Annotated in this window: 21 protein-coding genes; 10 read left to right on the top strand and 11 right to left on the bottom strand. The window is 51.9% G+C overall.

What is annotated here, in order from left to right:
• Positions 1 to 72: 72 nt before the first annotated feature.
• Genes ygiD through METH11B_RS0119770 form a run of 3 tightly spaced genes read right to left on the bottom strand, consistent with a single transcriptional unit; the run spans position 73 to position 2405 of the window.
• Entirely contained in the window at positions 73 to 861 is a 789-nt protein-coding gene (gene ygiD / locus METH11B_RS0119780) for a 4,5-DOPA dioxygenase extradiol (RefSeq protein WP_026603502.1), read from the bottom strand.
• A gap of 34 nt (positions 862 to 895) precedes the next feature.
• Positions 896 to 1777 carry a pirin family protein gene (locus METH11B_RS0119775; RefSeq protein WP_026603501.1) on the bottom strand — a complete coding sequence of 294 codons (882 nt, stop codon included), beginning with the start codon at positions 1775 to 1777 and terminating at the stop codon, positions 896 to 898.
• A gap of 28 nt (positions 1778 to 1805) precedes the next feature.
• Positions 1806 to 2405 carry an FMN-dependent NADH-azoreductase gene (locus METH11B_RS0119770; protein ID WP_026603500.1) on the bottom strand — a complete coding sequence of 200 codons (600 nt, stop codon included), beginning with the start codon at positions 2403 to 2405 and terminating at the stop codon, positions 1806 to 1808.
• A gap of 102 nt (positions 2406 to 2507) precedes the next feature.
• Here METH11B_RS0119770 and METH11B_RS0119765 point away from each other — a divergent pair, with 102 nt between their 5' ends.
• A complete protein-coding gene (locus METH11B_RS0119765; protein ID WP_026603499.1) occupies positions 2508 to 3407 on the top strand; it encodes a LysR family transcriptional regulator in 900 nt (299 codons plus the stop codon).
• Between the two features lie 143 nt (positions 3408 to 3550).
• Positions 3551 to 4225, top strand: coding sequence for a hypothetical protein (locus tag METH11B_RS0119760; protein ID WP_026603498.1), 675 nt, complete (start codon positions 3551 to 3553; stop codon positions 4223 to 4225).
• A 92-nt stretch (positions 4226 to 4317) separates the two neighbouring features.
• On the opposite strand, the gene METH11B_RS0119755 is transcribed toward METH11B_RS0119760, so the two are convergent.
• The 3 genes from METH11B_RS0119755 to METH11B_RS0119745 form a co-directional block, all read right to left on the bottom strand.
• Positions 4318 to 5910 (bottom strand): SulP family inorganic anion transporter, encoded by a 1593-nt coding sequence (locus METH11B_RS0119755; RefSeq protein ID WP_020483152.1) that lies wholly within the window; start codon positions 5908 to 5910, stop codon positions 4318 to 4320.
• A 30-nt stretch (positions 5911 to 5940) separates the two neighbouring features.
• Positions 5941 to 6573: a carbonic anhydrase gene (locus tag METH11B_RS0119750; RefSeq protein ID WP_026603497.1), complete on the bottom strand. Its 633-nt coding sequence runs from the start codon at positions 6571 to 6573 to the stop codon at positions 5941 to 5943.
• A gap of 269 nt (positions 6574 to 6842) precedes the next feature.
• Complete coding sequence (locus METH11B_RS0119745; RefSeq protein ID WP_026603496.1) at positions 6843 to 7538, bottom strand: SDR family oxidoreductase; 696 nt, start codon at positions 7536 to 7538, stop codon at positions 6843 to 6845.
• 157 nt (positions 7539 to 7695) lie between these two features.
• Between METH11B_RS0119745 and METH11B_RS0119740 the strand changes: the two genes are divergently transcribed.
• Positions 7696 to 7896, top strand: coding sequence for a KTSC domain-containing protein (locus tag METH11B_RS0119740; RefSeq protein WP_020483155.1), 201 nt, complete (start codon positions 7696 to 7698; stop codon positions 7894 to 7896).
• A 28-nt stretch (positions 7897 to 7924) separates the two neighbouring features.
• Here METH11B_RS0119740 and METH11B_RS0119735 read toward each other — a convergent pair whose 3' ends face one another.
• Both METH11B_RS0119735 and METH11B_RS0119730 read right to left on the bottom strand, forming a co-directional pair.
• Positions 7925 to 8809, bottom strand: coding sequence for a 3'(2'),5'-bisphosphate nucleotidase CysQ family protein (locus METH11B_RS0119735; protein ID WP_026603495.1), 885 nt, complete (start codon positions 8807 to 8809; stop codon positions 7925 to 7927).
• Between the two features lie 17 nt (positions 8810 to 8826).
• The gene (locus tag METH11B_RS0119730; protein WP_026603494.1) at positions 8827 to 9798 is read right to left on the bottom strand and encodes a phosphotransferase; all 972 of its coding nucleotides are present in this window, start codon (positions 9796 to 9798) and stop codon (positions 8827 to 8829) included.
• A 145-nt stretch (positions 9799 to 9943) separates the two neighbouring features.
• On the opposite strand from METH11B_RS0119730, the gene METH11B_RS0119725 reads away from it, so the two are divergent.
• From METH11B_RS0119725 to METH11B_RS0119710, 4 genes are all read left to right on the top strand, one after another.
• Positions 9944 to 10993 carry a threonine aldolase family protein gene (locus METH11B_RS0119725; protein WP_026603493.1) on the top strand — a complete coding sequence of 350 codons (1050 nt, stop codon included), beginning with the start codon at positions 9944 to 9946 and terminating at the stop codon, positions 10991 to 10993.
• Between the two features lie 79 nt (positions 10994 to 11072).
• The gene (locus METH11B_RS0119720) at positions 11073 to 12944 is read left to right on the top strand and encodes an intermembrane phospholipid transport protein YdbH family protein (RefSeq protein WP_026603492.1); all 1872 of its coding nucleotides are present in this window, start codon (positions 11073 to 11075) and stop codon (positions 12942 to 12944) included.
• Positions 12941 to 13138 carry a YnbE family lipoprotein gene (locus tag METH11B_RS0119715; RefSeq protein ID WP_026603491.1) on the top strand — a complete coding sequence of 66 codons (198 nt, stop codon included), beginning with the start codon at positions 12941 to 12943 and terminating at the stop codon, positions 13136 to 13138. The genes METH11B_RS0119720 and METH11B_RS0119715 overlap by 4 nt, the downstream gene beginning before the upstream one ends.
• Positions 13139 to 13149: 11 nt before the next feature.
• Positions 13150 to 13491, top strand: coding sequence for a YdbL family protein (locus METH11B_RS0119710; protein WP_026603490.1), 342 nt, complete (start codon positions 13150 to 13152; stop codon positions 13489 to 13491).
• A gap of 565 nt (positions 13492 to 14056) precedes the next feature.
• Here METH11B_RS0119710 and METH11B_RS0119705 read toward each other — a convergent pair.
• Positions 14057 to 14830, bottom strand: a complete 774-nt coding sequence (locus METH11B_RS0119705; protein ID WP_026603489.1) for a hypothetical protein — start codon at positions 14828 to 14830, stop codon at positions 14057 to 14059.
• 7 nt (positions 14831 to 14837) lie between these two features.
• Positions 14838 to 15719, bottom strand: coding sequence for an Hsp33 family molecular chaperone HslO (gene hslO, locus METH11B_RS0119700; protein WP_026603488.1), 882 nt, complete (start codon positions 15717 to 15719; stop codon positions 14838 to 14840).
• 75 nt (positions 15720 to 15794) lie between these two features.
• Here hslO and msrA point away from each other — a divergent pair, with 75 nt between their 5' ends.
• From msrA to METH11B_RS0119685, 3 genes are all read left to right on the top strand, one after another.
• On the top strand, positions 15795 to 16427 hold the full coding sequence (msrA, locus tag METH11B_RS0119695) for a peptide-methionine (S)-S-oxide reductase MsrA (protein ID WP_026603487.1): 633 nt from the start codon (positions 15795 to 15797) through the stop codon (positions 16425 to 16427).
• 256 nt (positions 16428 to 16683) lie between these two features.
• Positions 16684 to 18537, top strand: coding sequence for a methanol/ethanol family PQQ-dependent dehydrogenase (locus METH11B_RS0119690; protein WP_026603486.1), 1854 nt, complete (start codon positions 16684 to 16686; stop codon positions 18535 to 18537).
• Between the two features lie 93 nt (positions 18538 to 18630).
• Positions 18631 to 19488: a quinoprotein dehydrogenase-associated putative ABC transporter substrate-binding protein gene (locus METH11B_RS0119685; protein ID WP_026603485.1), complete on the top strand. Its 858-nt coding sequence runs from the start codon at positions 18631 to 18633 to the stop codon at positions 19486 to 19488.
• A 15-nt stretch (positions 19489 to 19503) separates the two neighbouring features.
• On the opposite strand, the gene malQ is transcribed toward METH11B_RS0119685, so the two are convergent.
• The gene (gene malQ, locus METH11B_RS0119680) at positions 19504 to 20976 is read right to left on the bottom strand and encodes a 4-alpha-glucanotransferase (RefSeq protein WP_026146963.1); all 1473 of its coding nucleotides are present in this window, start codon (positions 20974 to 20976) and stop codon (positions 19504 to 19506) included.
• Between the last annotated feature and the right edge of the window lies 1 nt (position 20977).

Genomic DNA, 20977 nt, shown 5'->3' with positions numbered 1-20977 from the left:
TTTTATGCTCGAATGCGGCGGCACACCAACACTGACGGCGAACAGGCTAAGCAGAAACATCGTTTCGCCCGATTAACCTAATTGGACAGATAACATGGCTATGGCGCCCAGCGTAGTTTTGTCGGTTAAAAAACTCAGCTTATCGCCCTCGTCTTGCAAACCCAGGATATACAGCAAGGGCAGAAAATGCTCGTCGGTGGGAATAGCCAAAGCCGCATCTTTTAGCGCCTGGTAGTGAATTAAGGCCCGGTGATCGCCGGCGCGAATCAATTGTTTAACCCGTTCGGCAAACGTTACGGCCCAGTCATGGGCAGTATCCCGCCAAATCGCTGCCTGCAAGTTATGCACGATGTTGCCGCTGCCGACGATCAACACGCCTTCGTCCCTTAGCCAGCGTAACGCTTTGCCCAGTTGATAGTGTTCTTCCGGCGACTTATCGCTATCCAGACTGAGTTGTAAAACAGGAATGTCGGCATTCGGAAACATATGGCACAAAATCGACCAGCTGCCATGATCCAGACCCCACTCCTGATCCAGCTGAATAAATGGCATCTCGGCCTGAATCTTAGCCGCCAATGCGGGGCTGCCCGGCGCCGGATAGACAAAATCGAATAAGGCTTGCGGAAAGCCGTAAAAGTCGTGGATGGTCCTCGGTTGCGGCATCGCGGTAACCCAAGTGCCCTTGGTTTGCCAATGCGCGGAGACAGATAAAATGGCCTTGGGCCTGGGCAGGCTTTGTCCCAGCGCCGCCCAAGCTCGACTGAATTCGCTCTCTTCAATCGCATTCAACGGGCTGCCGTGACCGATGAATAAGGCCGGCATCCTTGGCAAGTTGCGGTTGTCAGGCTTGGCCGAATTCATCGTCTCTACTCCCATGAAAATCTTCTGTAAGCTACTAAGCGGCTGCGTTAAAGCGACCGGCCTGGTAATCGTCTATGGCTTGCTCAATCTGCTCGCGGGTATTCATCACAAACGGCCCGTGTTGCACGATAGGCTCGCGTAGCGGCGCGCCGGCCACCAATATCAAGCGGCTGTCTTGCTTGGCTTGCAAGATTACCCCATCTGCGGACGCATCGTTGTTCAGAACCGCCATGCGTTGCGCGGATACCGACCGCTCGGCCACAGCCGCTTCGCCGTGATATACATAGAAAAAAGCGTTATGGCCAACGGGCAGAGACTGGCTGAAACTAACGCCAGCCGGTACATGCACGTCCAGAAATAGCGGTTCGGTATCAGGCCGTTGAATTGCCCCCGCTGCGCCATGGCTACTGCCGGCTATCACCCGCACCTTGACGCCGTCAGCCGTGACAAATTCCGGAATCTGCTCGCTTTGCACGTCTTTGTAACCCGCCGACTGCATCTTCTCGGCGGCAGGCAGATTGATCCACAACTGAAAGCCTTCCAGCAAGCCGTCTTTTTGCTCGGGCATTTCCGAATGGATAATCCCGCGCCCGGCGGTCATCCATTGAATGCCGCCGGTTTCCAACAAGCCTTGATGACCGGCATTGTCGCTATGCCGCATCCGCCCGGCAATCAAATAGGTCAAAGTCTCGAAACCCCGATGCGGATGGTTCGGAAAGCCGGCGATGTAATCGTTAGGTTTATCGCTGCCGAAGGCATCCAGCATCAAAAACGGATCGAGACGTTGCTGTAAAGCCTGACCCAACACCCTGGTCAATTTCACGCCGGCGCCGTCCGAAGTCGCGTGCCCGACCACGAGTTGTTCGATAGCGCGCGAATGTTGGACTACATCTGTTTTCACTGCTTCTGTGTTCATGACTAATCTCCCGAAATAAGCTTAACGATCAGGCTGCCAACACGGCGATCTGGGTAGCAGCGGTTTGCAGGGCCAATTGTTCGGCATCGCCGCCCATCGCCAAACCTTCCGCGTAAATAAAGGTGACATCGGTCATACCCAAAAATCCCAGGACGGTACGTAAATAAGCACTTTGGCTGTCGGTCTCGGTGCCGCTATGTTTGCCGCCGGCGGTTTGGATTACATAGACCTGTTTGTTTTTCAGCAAGCCTTCCACGCCGTTTTCGGTGTATTGAAACGTCACTCTGGCGCGGGCGATAGCGTCTATCCAGGCTTTCAATTGTGCCGGAATGCCGAAGTTATACATCGGCGCAGTCAACACCACGATGTCGGCTTGTTGAATTTCAGCAATTAAGGCGTCGTCCAGCGCTACCCGTTGTGCTTGCGCAGGGCTGCGTTGCTCGACGGGCGTACTCAATGCGATCAAAGCCGCTTCATCCAGCAACGGATGCGGGGTTTTCGCCAAGTCGCGCACGACCAATTGTGCAGCCGGCGCTTGCTGCCGTAAGCCGGCAACCAAGCTATCGGCCAAGCGGCTGGAATAGGCATTTTCGGCGCGGATGCTGGAGTTGATTTGTAGAATGTTCATTTAAGTCTCCCAAAGGTGTTGAAGTTGGGTTGACTATACGCCTGGATAATATTGGGCAGAAGACCGGAAAATGGATAACATTGTTCCATTGGAGGAACAATAATGCAGATAGAACCTAACGACCTGTGGCTATTCGCCAAAATTGCCGACGCCGGCAGTTTTTCTAAAGCCGGCGAATTGCTGGGTTTACCAAAATCAACCCTGTCGCGGCGCATCAGCAATCTGGAAAAACAGCTGGGCGAACGTCTGCTGCAACGCACCACCCGGCAACTGAATCTAACCGAATTTGGCTTGCGCTTGCTGCAACATGGCCGGCAAGTGGGCGAAGAAATCGAAGCGGCGATGGCCTTGGCGCAACACCGGCAAATCCAGCCCAGCGGTGTGCTGCGCATCTCGATGCCCAACGACTTTGCCAATCTATTCTTGGCGCCGCTGCTGGCCGAATTCAGCGATACTTACCCGGCGATTGCCTTGGAGATCGATTTATCCGCGCGGCGAGTGGATTTACTCAGCGAGAGTTTTGATTTGGCGATTCGGATGGGCGATCTGCCTGACGACGCCACCTTGACGGCCAAGCGCCTGAACCTGCAAACCTGGGGCTTGTATGCGTCACAAGCCTATTTGCATAAACGCGGCACACCTAAGCAACCTGAAGAATTATTAACACACGATGCCCTCAGCCTGCTGGCCGGTAATCGGGAAGCCCCGGTCTGGCAACTGAGTAAAGGCGACCAACAATGGCTGGGTATGCCGCCGGTACGCGTCAAAGCCAACTCGCCGGAATTATTGGTCAAACTGGCAATCCAGGATCAAGGCATCGTCGCCGCGCCGGACTCATACGCCAGCACTTACCTACCTAATCAAGAGTTAGTGCGCGTGCTGCCGGAATGGTGCTTGCCGCAAACCACGGCTTGGCTGGTGTTCCCCGGCCGACGTTTGATGCCGACCAAAACCCGGGCATTTATCGATTTTTTGGAAACGCATTTAAATGCCTTTGCATGACACGGTATCGGCAACTGGGTAAACGGCAAAGCCGCCTGGCAGCATAGCTTATTTGTTTGACTGAAATTACCCGTGTCTATAGAATCCGCGTGGCCTAACGCATGGTTAGGAAGCCTGTCATTTCAACAATTCAAGGAAAATTCATGTTTAGATTTTTGGCTATTTCACGCGGCATCGCTCTGTTAGGCGGAATGATGGCGATTGGCTCCGCGCAGGCGACCGTGGTTGCTGGCTCGGACTTCATCAAGACCGCAACGACTCATTACGTTATTAACTCAGCGGAAAGCTTTGCTACCTACATCCCCTCTTTTATCGTAATCGGCGCAGACGGCTCAGAGCCAAGTGAGAACTTTGGACCGTTCAGCATAGCCGGATCATTTGACGTCGAACGCTATCAAAGTACGGCGAACCCTTCTGCAACGCCGGCAAGCGGTGGAATTGCCGACAAGCTATTGTTTACCAACGCCAACGTCACGCTGAACGGCGCAATCCATAGCTTCGATTTCCCAAGTTTCTTTAGTCTTATGACTAGCGGCACAGCCTTTCATTCGGAGTCGGCATCTTCCGGCTGTCCTGTGCCACTAGGCCTTATCGCGTCCTGTGTGACAATGCCCACCCCCAACCCATCGTCTTGGTACGGAACCCTGAGCGATGAATCCGTGAGCATGGACGGCTTCGCGGCAGTAGATAACATAAAAGCGGGTTACTCGTATCACATACAGGCTTCCGTGGTCCCGTTGCCGGGAGCCGTCTGGCTGTTTGCTTCAGCCCTAGGAATGGCCGGCATCACGCAAAGAAAACAGCGAGTCATTAAATAGTTCGCAAGGCATCGGATCTGCCTATGGCTTTGCATCTTGCTGGATTGATGCAAAGCCATGCGTTTGCCAAATCCTAACAGGCGTGTTTCCAGCTAATGTCCCGCCGCAGCCAAGCGGGGTATGAAGACGGCATCCTGCTCAAGCAATCGAGATTCCAGAGCAAAACCTTGTAACTCCACTTGGATATTCCGATCCGGTGCCGCTTGCAGGAAATCGCTTAGCGTTTCCAGAATGTCGTGATCGATAAACAACGCTTTGCCACCATCAACGATCAATTCACTATCATCGGCGATACTGCCCAGATAATTACGAAGCAAGGCTTTATTTAAAAAAGACACGTCCTTGTGCAGCCTCAGCAAATAGTTGGGCCCATGCTGGGTTAAGGTGATAGCCGCATGGAAATTGGCCCGTAATACGAAAAAAATACCGCACACCATACCTATCGCGATACCTTCCAACAAGTCGGTAAATAAAATCGCGAACACGGTGATCGCAAACGGCACAAATTGATTCAGACCTTTTTGGTAAAACTCCACAAACATGGCCGGCTTCGCCAGCTTGTAACCGGTTTGCAGCAAAATCGCCGCCAGACAGGCTAATGGGATCATGTTCAGAAAATGCGCGAAAAACAATACGCTGATCAATAACAGCACCCCATGGAAAAAACTGGATACCCGGGTTTGACCGCCGGCATTGATGTTGGCCGAGCTGCGCACAATCACTGCCGTGATCGGCAAGCCGCCCATCAAACCACTGAGCAGGTTGCCCAGGCCCTGGGCTTTCAATTCGCGATTGGTCGGCGAAACGCGTTTATGCGGGTCGAGCTTGTCCACCGCTTCGACGCTTAGCAGGGTCTCCAGGCTGGCGATGATGGCCAGAGTCAGCGCGATGCTATAAATCTTGGGATTGCCGAGATAGCTGAAATCCGGCAAGCGCAACTGGTTAACAAAATTACCGGTGGAACCCAGTTCCGGCAAAGATACCAGATACTTGACGCCGATAGACCATTCCGGCGCAGCCGCCAAGGCCCAGGCATTGAAAGATACCCCCCAAATCACCGCCAATAGCGGCCCCGGAATCATCCGTAAGGCATTAAATTGTTTGATGAAAGCGCTTTCCCAAAAAATTAGAATCAACAAGGCCACGCAAGCCACCAGGGTCGCGCCGGGCGAAATACCGTGCAAGGATTGCGTAAACTCGATGAAACTGGAGCCGGCGGTATCCGGCATATAACTCTCATCCGCCGCGTAGCCTTCATCGTAACCGGTAGCATGCGGGGTTTGCTTGATGATCAGGATCATGCCGATAGCCGCCAACATACCTTTGATCACCGCGGTAGGGAAAAACGCCGCAATCGCCCCAGCCCGAACGAAACCGAACAGGATTTGGAAAATCCCGGCAAACATCAGGCTCAACAAAAAAGCCTTGTAATTGCCCAAGGTTTCGATGGCGTTGAAGACGATGACCGTCAGGCCCGCCGCGGGGCCGGAGACGCTGAGCTGCGACCCGCTACACCACGACACGACGATACCACCGATCATGCCGGCGATAACCCCGGCGAATAAAGGTGCGCCGGACGCCAACGCCACCCCGAGACACAAGGGCAAGGCCACCAGAAACACCACGATGCTGGCCGAAAAATCCTGACGAAAATATTTCAGGTAATCATTAAACTGCATTTTCATAGACGGTCTCCGTGCGGGCAACTGGGAGCCTTAATGGGCGTATTGGTAGATGTTGTGAATCGGCGACGTGGCGTCGATGTGTATCAATTCATTCAGCAAACCATCGTGCAAACCGTATACCCAGCCGCGCAAACTGACTTTTTGGCCGGACATCCAGGCCGATTGCACGATAGAGGTGTGGGCCAGACGTTGCACTTGTTCAATGACATTCCATTCGATCAATTTGTTGAGTTTGCGTTCGGGCTGCAAATTGTCCAGTTCGTCTTGGTGCAAACGATACACTTCCTTAATGTGCGTCAACCACTTGTTGGCGATAGCCAGATCACCGCGCTGCTGCCGCAAGGCCGCTTCTACGCCACCGCAGCCATAATGGCCGCAGACAATCACATGCTTAACCTTTAAAGCGTTAATCGCATATTGCAACACGCTTAAACCGTTGAAATCGGTGGTGATGACTTGATTGGCGATATTCCGATGCACGAATATTTCGCCGGGTTGGGCGTGGACTATGGTATCGACCGGCACACGGCTGTCGGAGCAGCCTATCCATAAAAATTCCGGATGTTGCTCCTTGGCCATATTGACGAAGTAATCCGGTTGTTTACCGGTCATGGCTTCTGACCAGGCTTTGTTTTCCAGTAGTAATTTGTTGGGAGTCTGCATAAACCCCTCCTCTTGTGTCGTTGCAATGTAAACGATGCGATTCTTAGGTGTCGCACTTGAGCAACCGATGTATTGGAAGATATTGTCGGCGCCGGACAAATAATATCGAATCGAAATTTTTATGCAAGCAATAAAGTTTCGAATCGCTATTTATCGGCGCCAGTAGGGATTAAAGCAAGAGCTGCCGCGCACTATTTACGACAGTGCAAACAGTGCGCGAAAGACAGTCAGGATGACTTGGGGATGTGATGAATTTAAAACTGTCTGTTTTACCAGGGCAGCGCCGAGCCGTCGTACTTAACAAAGCTGCCGCTATCGGCCAGACTGAAATTGGCTATCACCTTACGCATGCCGGATACGCTTTCCTCAACATCGATCAAGCCGTTCGGTCCGCCCATATCGGTTCTGACCCAGCCCGGATGCAGAATCAATACGCCAATAGACGAAGGCCGCAAATCGATGGACAGGCTTTTCAATGCCGCATTCAATCCGGCCTTGCTGGAGCGGTACAGGATGCTGCCGCCGCTGGTATTGTCGGTCATGCTGCCCATCAAACTGCTCAAGGCCACAATCAAGCGTTTTTCGCTGCGTTGCACCTGCGGCAGGAAAGCTTCGGCCAATTTGACTGGCGCCATCACGTTGACCGCCAGCACGTTCGCCCAGGTTTGGTAGTCAAGTTGCCCAAAACCGCGACCGGCTTGATCGCCGTAAACGCCGGCATTGTTCAGCAACACATCGATTTTGCAGTCGGATAGTTTGCTTGCCAGTGCATCGATTTGATTGAAATCCGCTACATCCAGCGTCTCGATTTGCATCTGCGGATATTGTTGGGCAAGCGCGGCCAATTGCTCGGCCTTGCCCGGGTTGCGGCAGGCCGCAATGACTTTATAACCGGCGGCCGCATATTGCCGGCAAAATTCCAAACCCAAGCCGCGATTGGCACCGGTGATTAAAACAGTTTGCATCGTTACATCTCCAAACGAGTGATTGAAAGAATTAGGGAAGCTTATGCGGTTTGCTGAGGTGTTTACCGCAATCTTGATCAGAAATTGCCGATTGAACTATTCGTATTTAGCCATGCCTCACCGACACAGTTTTAGCATGACATTCCGGGAGGCTACTATGCAAATGCAGTCAGTGAAATCCAACACTATCGAAGTGATCGGCTACGACGAACAAACCCACAAAATGCGGGTGTGTTTCAAAGATAAGCAAGCCCAAGATTTTTGCCACGTTCCTGAACACCTGTTCGCCGCGTTTCTGAACGCGCGCTCCAAAAATCGGTTTTATAAGCGTCACCTACAGAACTTTTTTCCCTGCTAAAAAACTCACCTTGAAGCGGCGGCAGTTATTACCCCAGTCGCAATTGCCGATAAAGCCGAATCATGCTCTCTGCGATAGCTTGATCGGAGCAATACAACACGCCGCAATGATTCATATAAGTCGAGCCATCCGGATTTAACACCAGCGGTTTGCCGTGTATATCGCTGACCGGGACGCCGGCTTCCTGGAACAAACAGGCGGTGGCGGCGTAGTCCCAAACGCTGCCGCCGCCCTTATCCGGCTTGGGAAATTTGAAATAACACGCCGGAGCCTGCGTCAGCGCTTGGCAGGCATTCAAGGCCGCGCCGCCTTGCAGACGCAGCTTGGCGCCGGCATAGCCCAACTCAACGGCGATGCGTTCCAGTTCGGGCTGCGTAGCATGATACAACGGGTCCTGAGCAAAGCTTTTGTCGGTAATAAAAGTCAAGATTTGCGCTGGGGTTGCCAGCTTAAAAGCTTGTTGGTTTTGCCAAGCGCCTTGATCTTTAATCGCCCAATAAAGCGTGTGGGTTAAGGGATCGTAAACCACACCGATCGATGCTTGTCCGGCGCGCGACACCAAGGCAATGGACACCGAGTAACCCGGCACACCTTCGATAAACGGCAAGGTGCCATCCAAAGGATCGATGCACCAGAAATAATCCTTTTGTAGCCGCGCACCGTCGTCGGGACTTTCTTCCGACAACAGGGCTAAATCGTATCGCGCGCAAGTCGGCCGCAAAGTTTGCAAAATGATGTCCTGACTTCGATGATCGACTTCCGTCACGACCTGAGCCGCCAGACTGGTGCCGCCGTCTTTGGTATTGACCGCGACTGCGCGTTGCGCATGCCTGGCAATCAATGCTCCGGCCTGCATCGCCGCAGAAATAGCGGATTGGCCAAGTAAATGCAGATCGTCCGTTGACAAGCGCATCGGTTCTCCTTGTAGTTTTATAATTGCGCGATGACTTGCCGCGCCAGCCGCTCGCTATAGCTGTTGGGGGACCAATAGCCGGGGTTCCAGCCTTTTAAGAAGCGGTGAAAATCGGTCCAAGCCAGCGGATACAAGGCCCGCCAATCTTGCTCCACGGCATCGGCATCTACGGGTTTCTGTTTGCGCCGCAACGCTTGTTGCAAGGCTTGAAAATAAATATCCAGCAATTCACTCTCCCGGCGCTGGCACTCGTCCTGCCCTAAGCAGCTATCTATGAAATACGCGACATCCTTGATCCCGCATCCGCCGCCAACATACTGAAAATCCACCGCAGCGACCCGGCTGCCGTCCGCCGAAAAACAGAAATTAGCCAATTTGGCATCGCCGTGCACGAAGGTTTGATAAGGGGTATCACGCAGCTTTTGATCTATCGCCGACGCGGCATTTTTCAAAGCAATATCCTGCAAGGCTTCCAATTCGTTGGGCCGGGTTTGCAGATGCCAATAGGTGCCGGTGGGCCACAAACCCTTGGGCTTTTCGCCGATAAACGTGGCATGAAAATTTGCCAGCCATGCGAGGCAAGTACGTATTTCCTGTTCGCCGGCCCTAGAACGGCGTTGTGGAAATCCCACCGGGTGCAGGTCTTCCAAGACCATCACGATATCCTCGCCAAAGGTCTCGAATGCCAAATAAGCCGGCACACGGCAATCGGCGTCGCAATGCTTCGCCCAAGTTTGATACCAGGCTGTCTCAATCTGATAAGAGCGTACTTTGCGTCGATGCGACAAATCTTCATTGGAACCGGGCGTTTGCAGACTTTGTGCCGACAGTTTTACGTGTTTGACTATCACGCTAGCGCTGTCGCAACCGGTTAAACCGTAGCGAAAAATATAACCGTAGCCGCTCCATAGGCTTTGAATAGTCTCAAGTTGAAATGCATCATTAGCGCCGGAGGCCTTAAGCACGAGGTCGTGTATGGTATTTTGCATAGGGATGGTAAGTGCCTAAAGAATCGCTATTTTCCGGGAATACGCCGAACGAAAGCCAGGCTTACGTGTCGGATTGCGGTATCGTTGGTATAGTTCATACCGTCGCATCGCCAACACATTAAACATCACCGCCATGATACCGACCATGAATTTTGCATCCGATAATTGGGCTGGCGCGCACCCGGCCATTTCCCAACGCCTGTTGGCCGCTTCGGCGGGATTTTCGGCACCCTATGGCGCCAGCGCTCTGGATCGCCAAATCGAGCGACAGTTTAACGAGCTATTCGAACGGGAAGTCGCGGTCTATTTCGTCAGCACCGGCACGGCCGCCAACTCGCTGGCACTGGCCGCCGTCAACCGACCGGGCGGCGTATCGTTTTGTCACCGCGAAGCGCATATGTTGGAAGACGAATGCGGCGCTCCGGAGTTTTTTACCCATGGCGCGAGGCTGGCGCCGGTGGACGGCAACCATGGCAAAATCGCCCCCGACAATCTAAAAGCGGAAATCGAACGTTTCCCGCCCAATTTTGTGCATGCCGGCCAACCCATGGCCATTTCCATCACCCAAGCGACCGAAATCGGTACGCTTTACCAGCCCGAGGAGATTTCCGCTATTTCGGAGATTGCCCAAACTTACGGCTTACCGCTGCATATGGACGGCGCGCGTTTTGCCAATGCACTGGTCTCGCTAGAGTTAACGCCTGCGGAAATGAGCTGGAAGCTGGGTGTAGACATCGTCTCTTTCGGCGCTACCAAAAACGGCTGTTGGTGTGCGGAAGCGTTGGTGTTTATGAATCCGGCGCAGGCTAAAGATTTGCCGTTTATCCGCAAGCGCGCTGCTCAGCTGATGTCTAAAAGCCGGTTTATCGCCTGTCAGTTCGAGGCTTATTTAGAAGAGGGGCTTTGGCTGGAGCTGGCGCGCCACGCCAACGCGATGGCGGCACGCTTGCAACACGGTATTATTAACTCGAAACACGCCCGACTGGCCTGGCGCGCGGAAGCCAATGAAGTGTTTGCTGTGTTAGATCAAGGGCATGCGGAACGTTTGCAACAACACGGCGCGGTGTTTTACCCCTGGAATCCACCACGGGCGAACCCTGGTTTAGTAGATGACCAGGAAGTGTTGGTACGCTTGGTCACCAGTTTTGCGACGGAAGCGGAGCAAGTCGATGCCTTTGTCGCGCTTTTGAGTTGAAGGGGACCGATTTGCGCGGCTATCGTCCTAGACTCAACACCATGATCCGCCTGTTGACAATGCCGCCGCCTGGTAGGCCATGAGCTCGTCACCCACCGCAAACGTTTTGAAACGCCGCAGTTCATGGCCTACAACAGTCGCTGTTGCGCTCCTGGGAATTGCGCTGCTTTGCCTGGCCGTCTGGTGGCAACGCGCGGTTTTACTAGAGCTAATACTGCAACAGGCCCTGAAACACACCGTACTTAGCTCACCTTCGCTGTCGGGACTGTCGTTTGACTATAAGCAAGCCAAGCTGGCTGAAATCAGCTTCGGCTTGGCAACGCCGGCTGGCGACTTAACAGTCGCGATGCACGAGGTCGCCACTGATTACGATCTGGAAAAGCGCGTACTCTACAGCGTCAGCATCCGCCACGCCGTGCTGAAATTTAACTATCACCCTGCCGACCCACCCGCAACGAACGCTACGGAAAACGCCCCCATCAGTTTACCGCTGGACCGATTGAGCATCGCGAAACTGGAAATTGACGTCGACACACCCTGGGGCCTGAGCAGCTTCGCCGGTCAAGCTGAGATTAAGCGCAGTGCGGCCGATGCCATCGACGCAAAACTTCAGGATGCTCGACAATCGCTTCATCTGAAAATCGATCCGGGTTTTAGCGCAGCCAAACTCAGCGTTGATAGGCTACCAAGTGGCAATATATTAAAACTGGAAGCTCAACAACTGGATCGCCCCGCCAAGCAAATCAGTCTGCATGCCGGCGCACTTGGACTTATCGAGTGGTTTGGCAGCAGCTTACTGATACCGCAAACTTTGCGGGCAAAAACCCAGACCTATGATGTATCGAAGTTAAGCCCTTTGCTAAGTGCTGCGCAGCTAAGCGTAAACGCCAAAACAACGGACAACTTCGCCAGTCTGCAGGCTGAAGCCATGCTGAAACGCAATAAGCAGCCTTTAGTTGCTGTCGATATAGCGATGACAAACAAGCAGACTATCGATGCGATCGGCCGCCTGGACATGCCCGCCAGCGAGGCATTCGATTTAATCAAACCCTGGTTACCGGCCATGGCGGCTAGCGGGACAGTTACCGGCGGCGCAGTGCTGGGAAACCTGCAACTGCAAAAGCCGAGCAATCAAGATGCTTCCGGGACGGCACAATTGACTATTACCGATTTGGCCATGGCAGCCGGTCCGGCAAAAATCGAGAACGCTAAGGTCGAACTGAACATTCCGGAGTTGGCGACTCGGGCCGTGGACTTGTCTGCCGAAGTGCCGACGCTGGGATTGGGTAAAGATTTGATAGCGCGCAACCTTAATGTCAAAGCCCGCTATCTCGATCAGGCGCTGACCCTAAATCAGGCCAGCCTGGCACTATTTGGCGGCACGATGGAATTGATGCCGGACACGATACGCTTGGAGCAAACGCCGATTCTGTTGACCTTACGACTCCACGATGTCGATCTGTCGCAGCTTTTAATGAGCCTGCATTACCCGAATATTTCCGGGACCGGCGCGATAGCCGGCGAACTGCCGTTGCAGCTATCGGCGGGGGCCATAGACGTGCAAGACGGCAGCCTCAACGGCACGCAACCGGGTGTGTTACGCTATGTCGGACCGGCCGATAGTCAGAACATCGCCTTTAAGGCTCTTAAAAACTTGGTTTATCGGAGTCTGCAAGCCAAGGTAAATTATCGCCCGAACGGCGACTATCATCTGGGCTTACGCCTGGAAGGCAGTAACCCGGAAGTATTATCCGGCCATCCGCTGGCCTTTAACTTGAATATCAGCGGTCAACTGCCCGAGTTGTTGCAAAAAGGGATTTTAGCCGGCGATTTGGAACGAACCATTTTGGAACAAGCCATCGCCAAACCGGCTAATCTGGAAAAATCGCCGAACACCCCAACAGGGGATCAATTACCCAAACCGCCGCCGGCGGACCGGAGGAGTCAATGAACTGGAAAGCTGCAAGTAGCGCGGCCATGTTGTGCGGCAGCATCTACCTGACGGGGTGTTCGCCCTCGGTCAGGCTGGAAGCGCCGGACAAACCGATTGAAATTAATATGAATGTAAAGATCGAACACGAAATCCGTTTGAAAGTGGAAAAAGACGTCGACGAATTGCTTTCCAGCCAGAAAGGCTTGTTTTAAAGGAGCTAATGATGAACAACAAAAATTTGCTATCAATTTTACCGTCACTATTTTTAGGCTTATGTCTGGTCGCCCTGCCGGTCAACGCAACCGATCTAGCCCAGGCAAAATCGGCAGGGCTGGTGGGCGAACAAATGAACGGTTTCCTGGGCTTGGTCAAGCCCGATGCATCGGCCGAGATAAAAGCACTGGTTGAGAGCATTAATGCCCAACGCTTGGCGGAATATCAACGCATAGCCGCTAAAAACGGCGTCCCAGCGGAGGAAGTGGGCAGACTGACCGCGCAGAAAGTCATAGGGCAAGCGGCACCGGGTCAGTTTGTAGAAACGCCTTCGGGCTGGACGCAGCGCTGAGCGGTGAGAGCTTGGTCGGCACGAGTGGAGCGGTATTTTGAGTGGGCTTAGCAGGGTCTAAATACCTTCATTTGTTCGCAGTGGCACTAATAAGTCAAATTTAGCTATCTCCCGACCTAAACGTGAACATCACCAGCACCACTCGGGAGAAGTTACCTTGCGATCCCACTTAGTCAAGGCGAGCGAAATTCGTTAAAACCGCTGGCTGGAAAAGCAATTAGCTCTCTAAAGCGTCAATAAGCAGACGATTCGGTCATTCGCTCACGCCGAGGAGAAACCAGGCACAATGCCCACAAAATCAATGTGCGACAAATTGTCACACTTTTTTGTGGACAGCCGTATTTTAATCCAATAGAATGCGCCCACTTTCAGCGAAACGCAGATGATTCGAAAGAATCATGACCGTTAAATGAGGGGGGGGATAGGCGACCGTTAATCCGGTATAACAACAACAATAAACGCAAGAAATTAACCTACTGTTCAACGGTAGGCGTCCAATCAATATAAAAAATAACACCGGACGAAGCCCACTTTATGTGGGCTTTTTTATGCCTGCCGTTCTAGCTCACATGCCCGCCACTTTTTTATCGTCTTCTTCTTGGAAATTCCTGTAATTGATCGATATTTTTAAGCCGGCAAAGCGGCCAGACATTTTGATCAATTCGGAGGTGGTTTTATCGAACATCAACCTGACTTCGCTCAAAGCCCTGTCCTCGTAACCTTCTTCTATATCCTTGGCATCCAGCCGAAAATGGTAAAGATACACTTCCTGTTTTTCTTCATCGGTGATTTCCAGCGGTTCGCCCAATTGTTTGATCACCGTGGCTTTTTTCGGTAACAGCGCGGCGATTTTTTCCATTTGATCGGCTTTGGCTCTCAGCTGTTTTTTCTCTTCATTAATTTCCGCACCACCCAGCGAGCGAAACGAAGCCTCCAGAAACTCCGGCGGGGCGATTTGTAAAAACAGGTTGGAGAAGGTCCAGTCGGTGATTTTATCTTCCTTGTTAAAAGCTAGATCCAGGTAAAAGCTAATCTCCGGTGCAATCAACTTGCTGTCTTTGTCGATCTTACGAAACCAATAACGCCAGCGTTTGCCGTCTCCGGTATGTTCCTCAGTGCTGGCATGCAGCTTGGCCAGTGAAACAAAATCTTCGCTGAGCAGTTTGGGTTGTTTGAAATGCACGGTGAAATCATCTTTAGATGTCACCGCAAAATAACGATCAAACTCATCCATTTGTAGGTAAGTCTGGTAGGCGTGCAGCCAGTGCAAGCAGCCAGTCAAGGTACTCAGTAATACAAAAGCCAGGAACAGGCGAAAAAAGCGGTTAATTTTATTCATAGCCCCCTCAGTGCCGGGTAGGCGAGTTAGTATCGGTCTCGGCTGCCGGATTGGTCAGCAGGTTCTCCACATCAACCTTGTCAAAGTGGTATTGCGCTCCGCAAAATTGGCAATCGACTTCTATGTCGTCGCGTTCCCGCAAAATTGCTTCCAACTCTGACCGCCCTAATGCAGCTAAAGTGCCGCCGATTTTTTGCCGGGAACAATTACATTTAAATTCCACCGGCTCCGGCTCGTAAATTCTGACCTTTTCTTGATGAAATAAACGGTGTAACAAATCCTCGCAATCCAGACTTAACAGTTCGTCGGCAGTAACGGTATTAGCCAATATTTCAATCCGTTCCCAGTCGGCTTTATCCTGATTGCTACTCGGTAATTCCTGGATGAACAGCCCAGCCGCATGGGTTTTATTCGCAAACAGCCACAAACGGGTATCGAGCTGCTCGGATTGGGTGAAATAAGTTCTCAACACATCCGCCAGCGTTTCAGCTTCAACACCGACGATGCCTTGGTACGGTTCGGCATTCTCGGATTCCACCGTCAACACCAGCCTGCCGCCCTCACCTATCATGTCCCGCAAATTCGCACCGGTTACATGGGCCTCGCTGCGCACCAAGCCTCTGATTTGCCGCTCATTGCTGGATTGTGCCACCAGGGCTTTTAAATCACCGCCGCCTTGAATCTGCATGATCATCGCGCCTTTAAACTTGATGGTTGCCGACAATAACACCACCGCAGCCAAGGCCTGTCCCATTTGCGCATCGACAGCATCGTTGACTAAATGCTGATATTGTTTAGCTTGCTGCCAACTTTGTTCCAGCCGCACCCATTCGCCGCGCACCCCGTGTTCTTCGAAAATAAAGCGGCGTAAGCAATCTTGTTGTTTCATGATTTAGTGGAATCCTCTTAATTGAGCGGAGATTATAATCCGCACACCCCCATCATTCGACCTCGGGATGCACTTATGTCTTTTCTATTCAAAAAAACCGCAATGCCCAGCGCCGACCAAGCCTTACCGGGACGTCAGCAAGCCATAGACAGCGGCCAATTTCACGCTGTCAACGGACACCCTATCCATCCGCCATTTCCAGAGCATCTACGACAAGCCGTGTTCGGCATGGGTTGTTTCTGGGGCGCCGAGCGTAAATTCTGGCAACAAGACGGCGTATTCACAACCGCAGTGGGCTATGCTGGCGGCTTTACGCCCAACCCGACTTATCAGGAAATTTGCACCGGCATGACCGGCCACGCCGAAGTGGTGTTGGTGGTGTTCGATCCAGCCGTCATTACTTATGAAGATTTACTGACAATATTTTGGGAATCGCACAATCCAACGCAAGGCATGCGCCAAGGCAACGATGTCGGCACCCAATACCGGTCAGTTATTTACTGCCAGGACGACCAATATCAAGCAGCCTTGGCAAGCCAACAACAATACCAAGCAAAATTAACGGCCGCCGGCTTTCCAGCAATAACCACCGAAATCCGCAATGCCCCGACTTTTTATTATGCCGAGGAAGATCATCAACAGTATCTGGCTAAAAACCCGTCCGGTTACTGCGGCTTGGGCGGCCTGGGTGTCTGTTTTTCCGGATAGCCGAATCGCCGAGAAATCCTAAGGCATTATAAGACTTGAGATTATTGTTTCCCCGCCATCCCTGGAGAGTTTTTCCGGTTGACTTTTAGGAAAAAATCCTTCAATTTACGCGTCTGGTGTGGCTCTCCCTCTGCGCTCGGTTATAGCCGAACAAGCCCTAAAGGGCAGTCATCCAAACAGAGCTTTAAAACTAATATTAGTCTTAACAACACAAAACCGTACTCTGTCTCATCAACAGATTACCAGGAGGAAACATATGAAGAAGCCTGTAAAAAACTGGCTGCTTGCTTCGACTGTAGCTACTTTACTTGCTGCACCAACTGTCTCTACCGCTAACAGCGATGTTGAAAAACTGACACAAGACCCAGCTAACTGGGCTACATGGGGCGGCGACTACGCCGGCACACGTTACAGCAAGCTGTCGCAAATCAACGCTCAAAACGTTAAAAACCTGCAACCAGCCTGGTCTTTTTCTACAGGTGTTTTGCGTGGTCATGAAGGCGGCCCTTTGGTTGTTAACGGCGTTATGTTCATCCACACTCCGTTCCCAAACACCGTTTACGCGATAGATCAAAAAACTAAAGCAGTCATCTGGGAATTCACCCCGACCATGGACGCTGACGTAACCATCCCTGTGATGTGCTGCGATACCGTTAACCGTGGTTTGGCTTATGGCGACGGCAAAATCTTCCTGCAACAATCAGACACCGTTCTGACTGCATTGGATGCAAAAACCGGTAAACGCGTATGGAGCGTACAAAACGGCGACCCAAAACTGGGTATGACCAACACCAACGCACCATTGGTTGTTAAAGACAAAGTCATTACCGGTATTTCCGGCGGTGAGTTTGGTGTTCGCGGCTTTTTGGCTGCTTACAACATCCGTACCGGTCAACTGGAATGGAAAGGCTACAGCATGGGTCCTGATAAAGACACCCTGTTGAAACCAGGTAAATCCACCACTTGGGAAAATGGCAAAGTCACACCTGTTGGCGCTGACTCCGGCACTAGCACCTGGAAAGGCGACCAATGGAAAATCGGCGGCGGCACTACCTGGGGTTGGTATTCTTACGATCCTAAACTGAACTTGGTTTACTACGGCTCAGGCAACCCATCGACCTGGAACCCTGTACAACGTCCAGGCGACAACAAATGGTCTATGTCTTTGTGGGCACGTGACGCCGACACCGGTGAAGTTAAATGGGTTTACCAAATGACTCCACACGACGAATGGGACTATGACGGTATCAACGAAACCGTTCTGGTTGACCAAGAAGTGAAAGGCAAAATGCATAAAACCATCGTGCATTTCGACCGTAACGGCTTCGGTTATACCCTGGATCGTGAAACCGGCGAACTGTTGGTTGCTGAAAAATTCGACAAATCCGTCAACTGGGCATCTCATGTTGACCTGAAATCAGGCCGTCCTGAAGTAGTACCTGAGTTTTCTACAGAGCACAACGGTGAAGACGTTAACACTGTAGGCACCTGCCCTGCGGCGTTGGGTTCTAAAAACCAACAACCTGTTTCTTACTCTCCACAAACCGGCCTGTTCTATATTTCAGGCAACCACTTGTGCATGGAGTACGAACCGTTTGAAGTTTCATACACTGCTGGCCAACCTTATGTAGGTGCCACGCTGTCTATGATGCCTGCCGGTGCCGATGTGCTGACAGGTAAAAAAGACGGCACCACCAACCTGGGTCAGTTCACTGCGTATGATGCTAAAACCGGCAAAATCGCTTGGTCTAACAAAGAACAATTCTCTGTATGGTCAGGTTCGGTTGCTACAGCTGGCGGCGTCGTATTCTACGGCACCCTGGAAGGCTACCTGAAAGCAGTTGATGCTAAAACCGGTAAAGAATTGTACAAATTCAAAACCCCATCAGGCATCATCGGTAACGTCAATACCTGGGAATTTGAAGGCAAACAATACGTAGGCGTTCTGTCTGGTATTGGTGGCTGGGCTGGTATCGGTATCGCTGCCGGTATCGACGACGGTACATCTGCATCTAGCTCAGAAGGTTTGGGCGCGGTAGGTGCTTACAGAAGCTTGAGCTCTTACACCAAATTGGGTGGTACACTGACTGTGTTCGCTCTGCCTAACTAAGATCTAAGTCATTAGATTTCAGTAAAGCAAGCCTTGGCCGAGTAATCGGCCAAGGCTTTTTTACGTATAGACCCCAGCTAAAAGGAAACTGCGATGAAAATGTTCTCAACCGCCGCAAGACTGTTCATGACGGCGACCTTGGCGTTAGCCACTATTTCCGTGAACGCCCAAGATAAATTCCGGGTTTGCGCCGACCCGTTAAACCCGCCCTATTCGACCAAAGAACAAACCGGCTACGAAAACAAAATTGCCGCCCTATTTGCCGAACAGTTAGGACAGGAACTGGAATACACTTGGCTACCGGAAAGAATCGGCTTTATCCGCAACACATTGAAAGCCGAGAACGATAACGGCGAAGGTTTTAAATGCGACGTAGTGATGGGCGTGCCGGCCGGCTACGATCTTACCGATACCAGCAAACCCTACTTCCACTCGACATATGTACTGCTGATTGCCAAAGGCCGTGGCTGGGACGATATTAAAGACAGTGCACAACTAGCCAATCTCCCATTGGACAGACAGGAAAAACTGAAAATAGCGATGTTCGACCGCGGCCCAGGTACCGAATGGCTGCAAAAAAGCGGCTTGCTGGAGCAAGGAATTCCCTACCAAAGCATGACCGGAGACAGCGAACACAACACCGCCATGCAAATCGAAAAAGACTTACGCGCCAAAAAAATAGATATGGTGATACTTTGGGGACCTATGGCGGGATATGTGCAATCACAAGCCCCCAAAGGCAGTTATATTGCGATACCTATGCAATCTTCACCCGGCCTGAAGTTTGATTTTTCAATAGCCGTGGGCTTGCGTCAAGGCGACAACAAACGCAAGCAACAACTAAATGAATTGATCGACAAAAACCTGGATAAAATCCAAGCCATCATCGCAGGTTACGACATCGCTGTATTGCCGATCCCCGCAGACACCGGCAAAAAAGACGACGATTGAAATGCCATTTAAGGGTTAGCGTCCAAACAATCTCACCAGATGCGCAAAATGTCCGGCTTTATCATCGGTTAACTGCGACCAATCGAACCGCCAGCGCCAATTTCCTTCGGTTGTGCCTGGCGTGTTCATCCTATCGGGCGATCCCAACTTCAGAATATCCTGCATCGGAATCACCGCCAGATTGGCAACCGACCCGAACGCGGCATGAATCAAGGCACTGGGCATAGGCAGACTGGACCAGCCGAGATAATCGTATATGCGCTGTTTCTCGCCGTCATTAAGCCCTTCGAACCAGCCCAGCGTGGTATCGTTATCGTGGGTACCGGTATAGACCACGCTATTTTTCTGGTAATTGCACGGCAAATAGGGATTGCGGCTGTCGTCACCGAAAGCAAACTGCAAAATCTTCATCCCCGGCAAATCGAAGTCGTCGCGCAAAGCTTCTACTTCTTCGGTAATAATGCCTAGATCCTCTGCCACCAAGGACAGAGAGGCAAATTGCTCCTGAATAGCCGCCAGCAACTCAGCACCCGGCGCTTTAACCCAACGCCCGTTGATTGCGGTATGCTCGCTGGCCGGAATTTCCCATGCAGCCTCTAAACCGCGAAAATGATCGATTCGCAAAATATCGAACATTTCGTACTGGGATTTGATTCTATCCAGCCACCATTTAAAACCGGTTTTCTGCAAATATTTCCAGTCATAGTGCGGGTTACCCCAACGCTGACCGTTCTCAGAGAAATAGTCCGGCGGCACGCCGGCCACCGTATCCATTTCGCCCAAATCGTTAAGTTTAAATACCGCCCGGTTCGCCCAAACGTCGGCACTGTCGTACGACACAAAGATCGGAATGTCGCCAAACATCAACACGCCATGCTTGGCCGCGTAATCTTTCAACTCGTGCCATTGCCGGAAAAACACATACTGCTCGAATTTGATCGTTTCGATCACAGCCTTCAGTAACTGCTTCGATTCATTAAGCGCGTTCGGCTCGCGTTGCTTCAGCGCGTCCGGCCATTGGTTCCAGCTTTTATGTCCAAACACATTACGTAAGGCGATAAACAAGGCAAAGTCGTCCAGCCAATCGGCTTTTTCCACGCAGAACTGTTTAAAATCGTGCTGCTGCTCGGCATCAGCCAAGCTTTGAAAACCATAGAACGCTTTCGTTACCAAACAGCTTTTGGTGTATTCCGCATTGGTGTGGCAATCGCCGCAACGGTCTGTGGTTTGCAGCCAACCCTTGTCGGCTAGCCATTGAATGCTAATCAAGGCAGGATTGCCGGCATGTGCCGATAAGCACTGATAAGGTGAACCGTCGCCATGCGTCATGCCCAGCGGCAAGGTCTGCCAGACAGTGGCGCCTATATCATGCAGAAAATTAACAAAATTGAAGGCTTCCTTACCCAAATCGCCACACTCTCCACGGCCCGGGAGCGATGTTATGTGTAGCAAAACACCTGCGCGGCGTTTATCCAAGAGAGCACCCATG

Source organism: Methylomonas sp. 11b (assembly GCF_000515215.1).
GTDB lineage: Bacteria > Pseudomonadota > Gammaproteobacteria > Methylococcales > Methylomonadaceae > Methylomonas.
The sequence above is the reverse complement of the archived record's forward strand: the minus strand, read 5'-3'. Positions and strand labels throughout refer to the sequence as shown.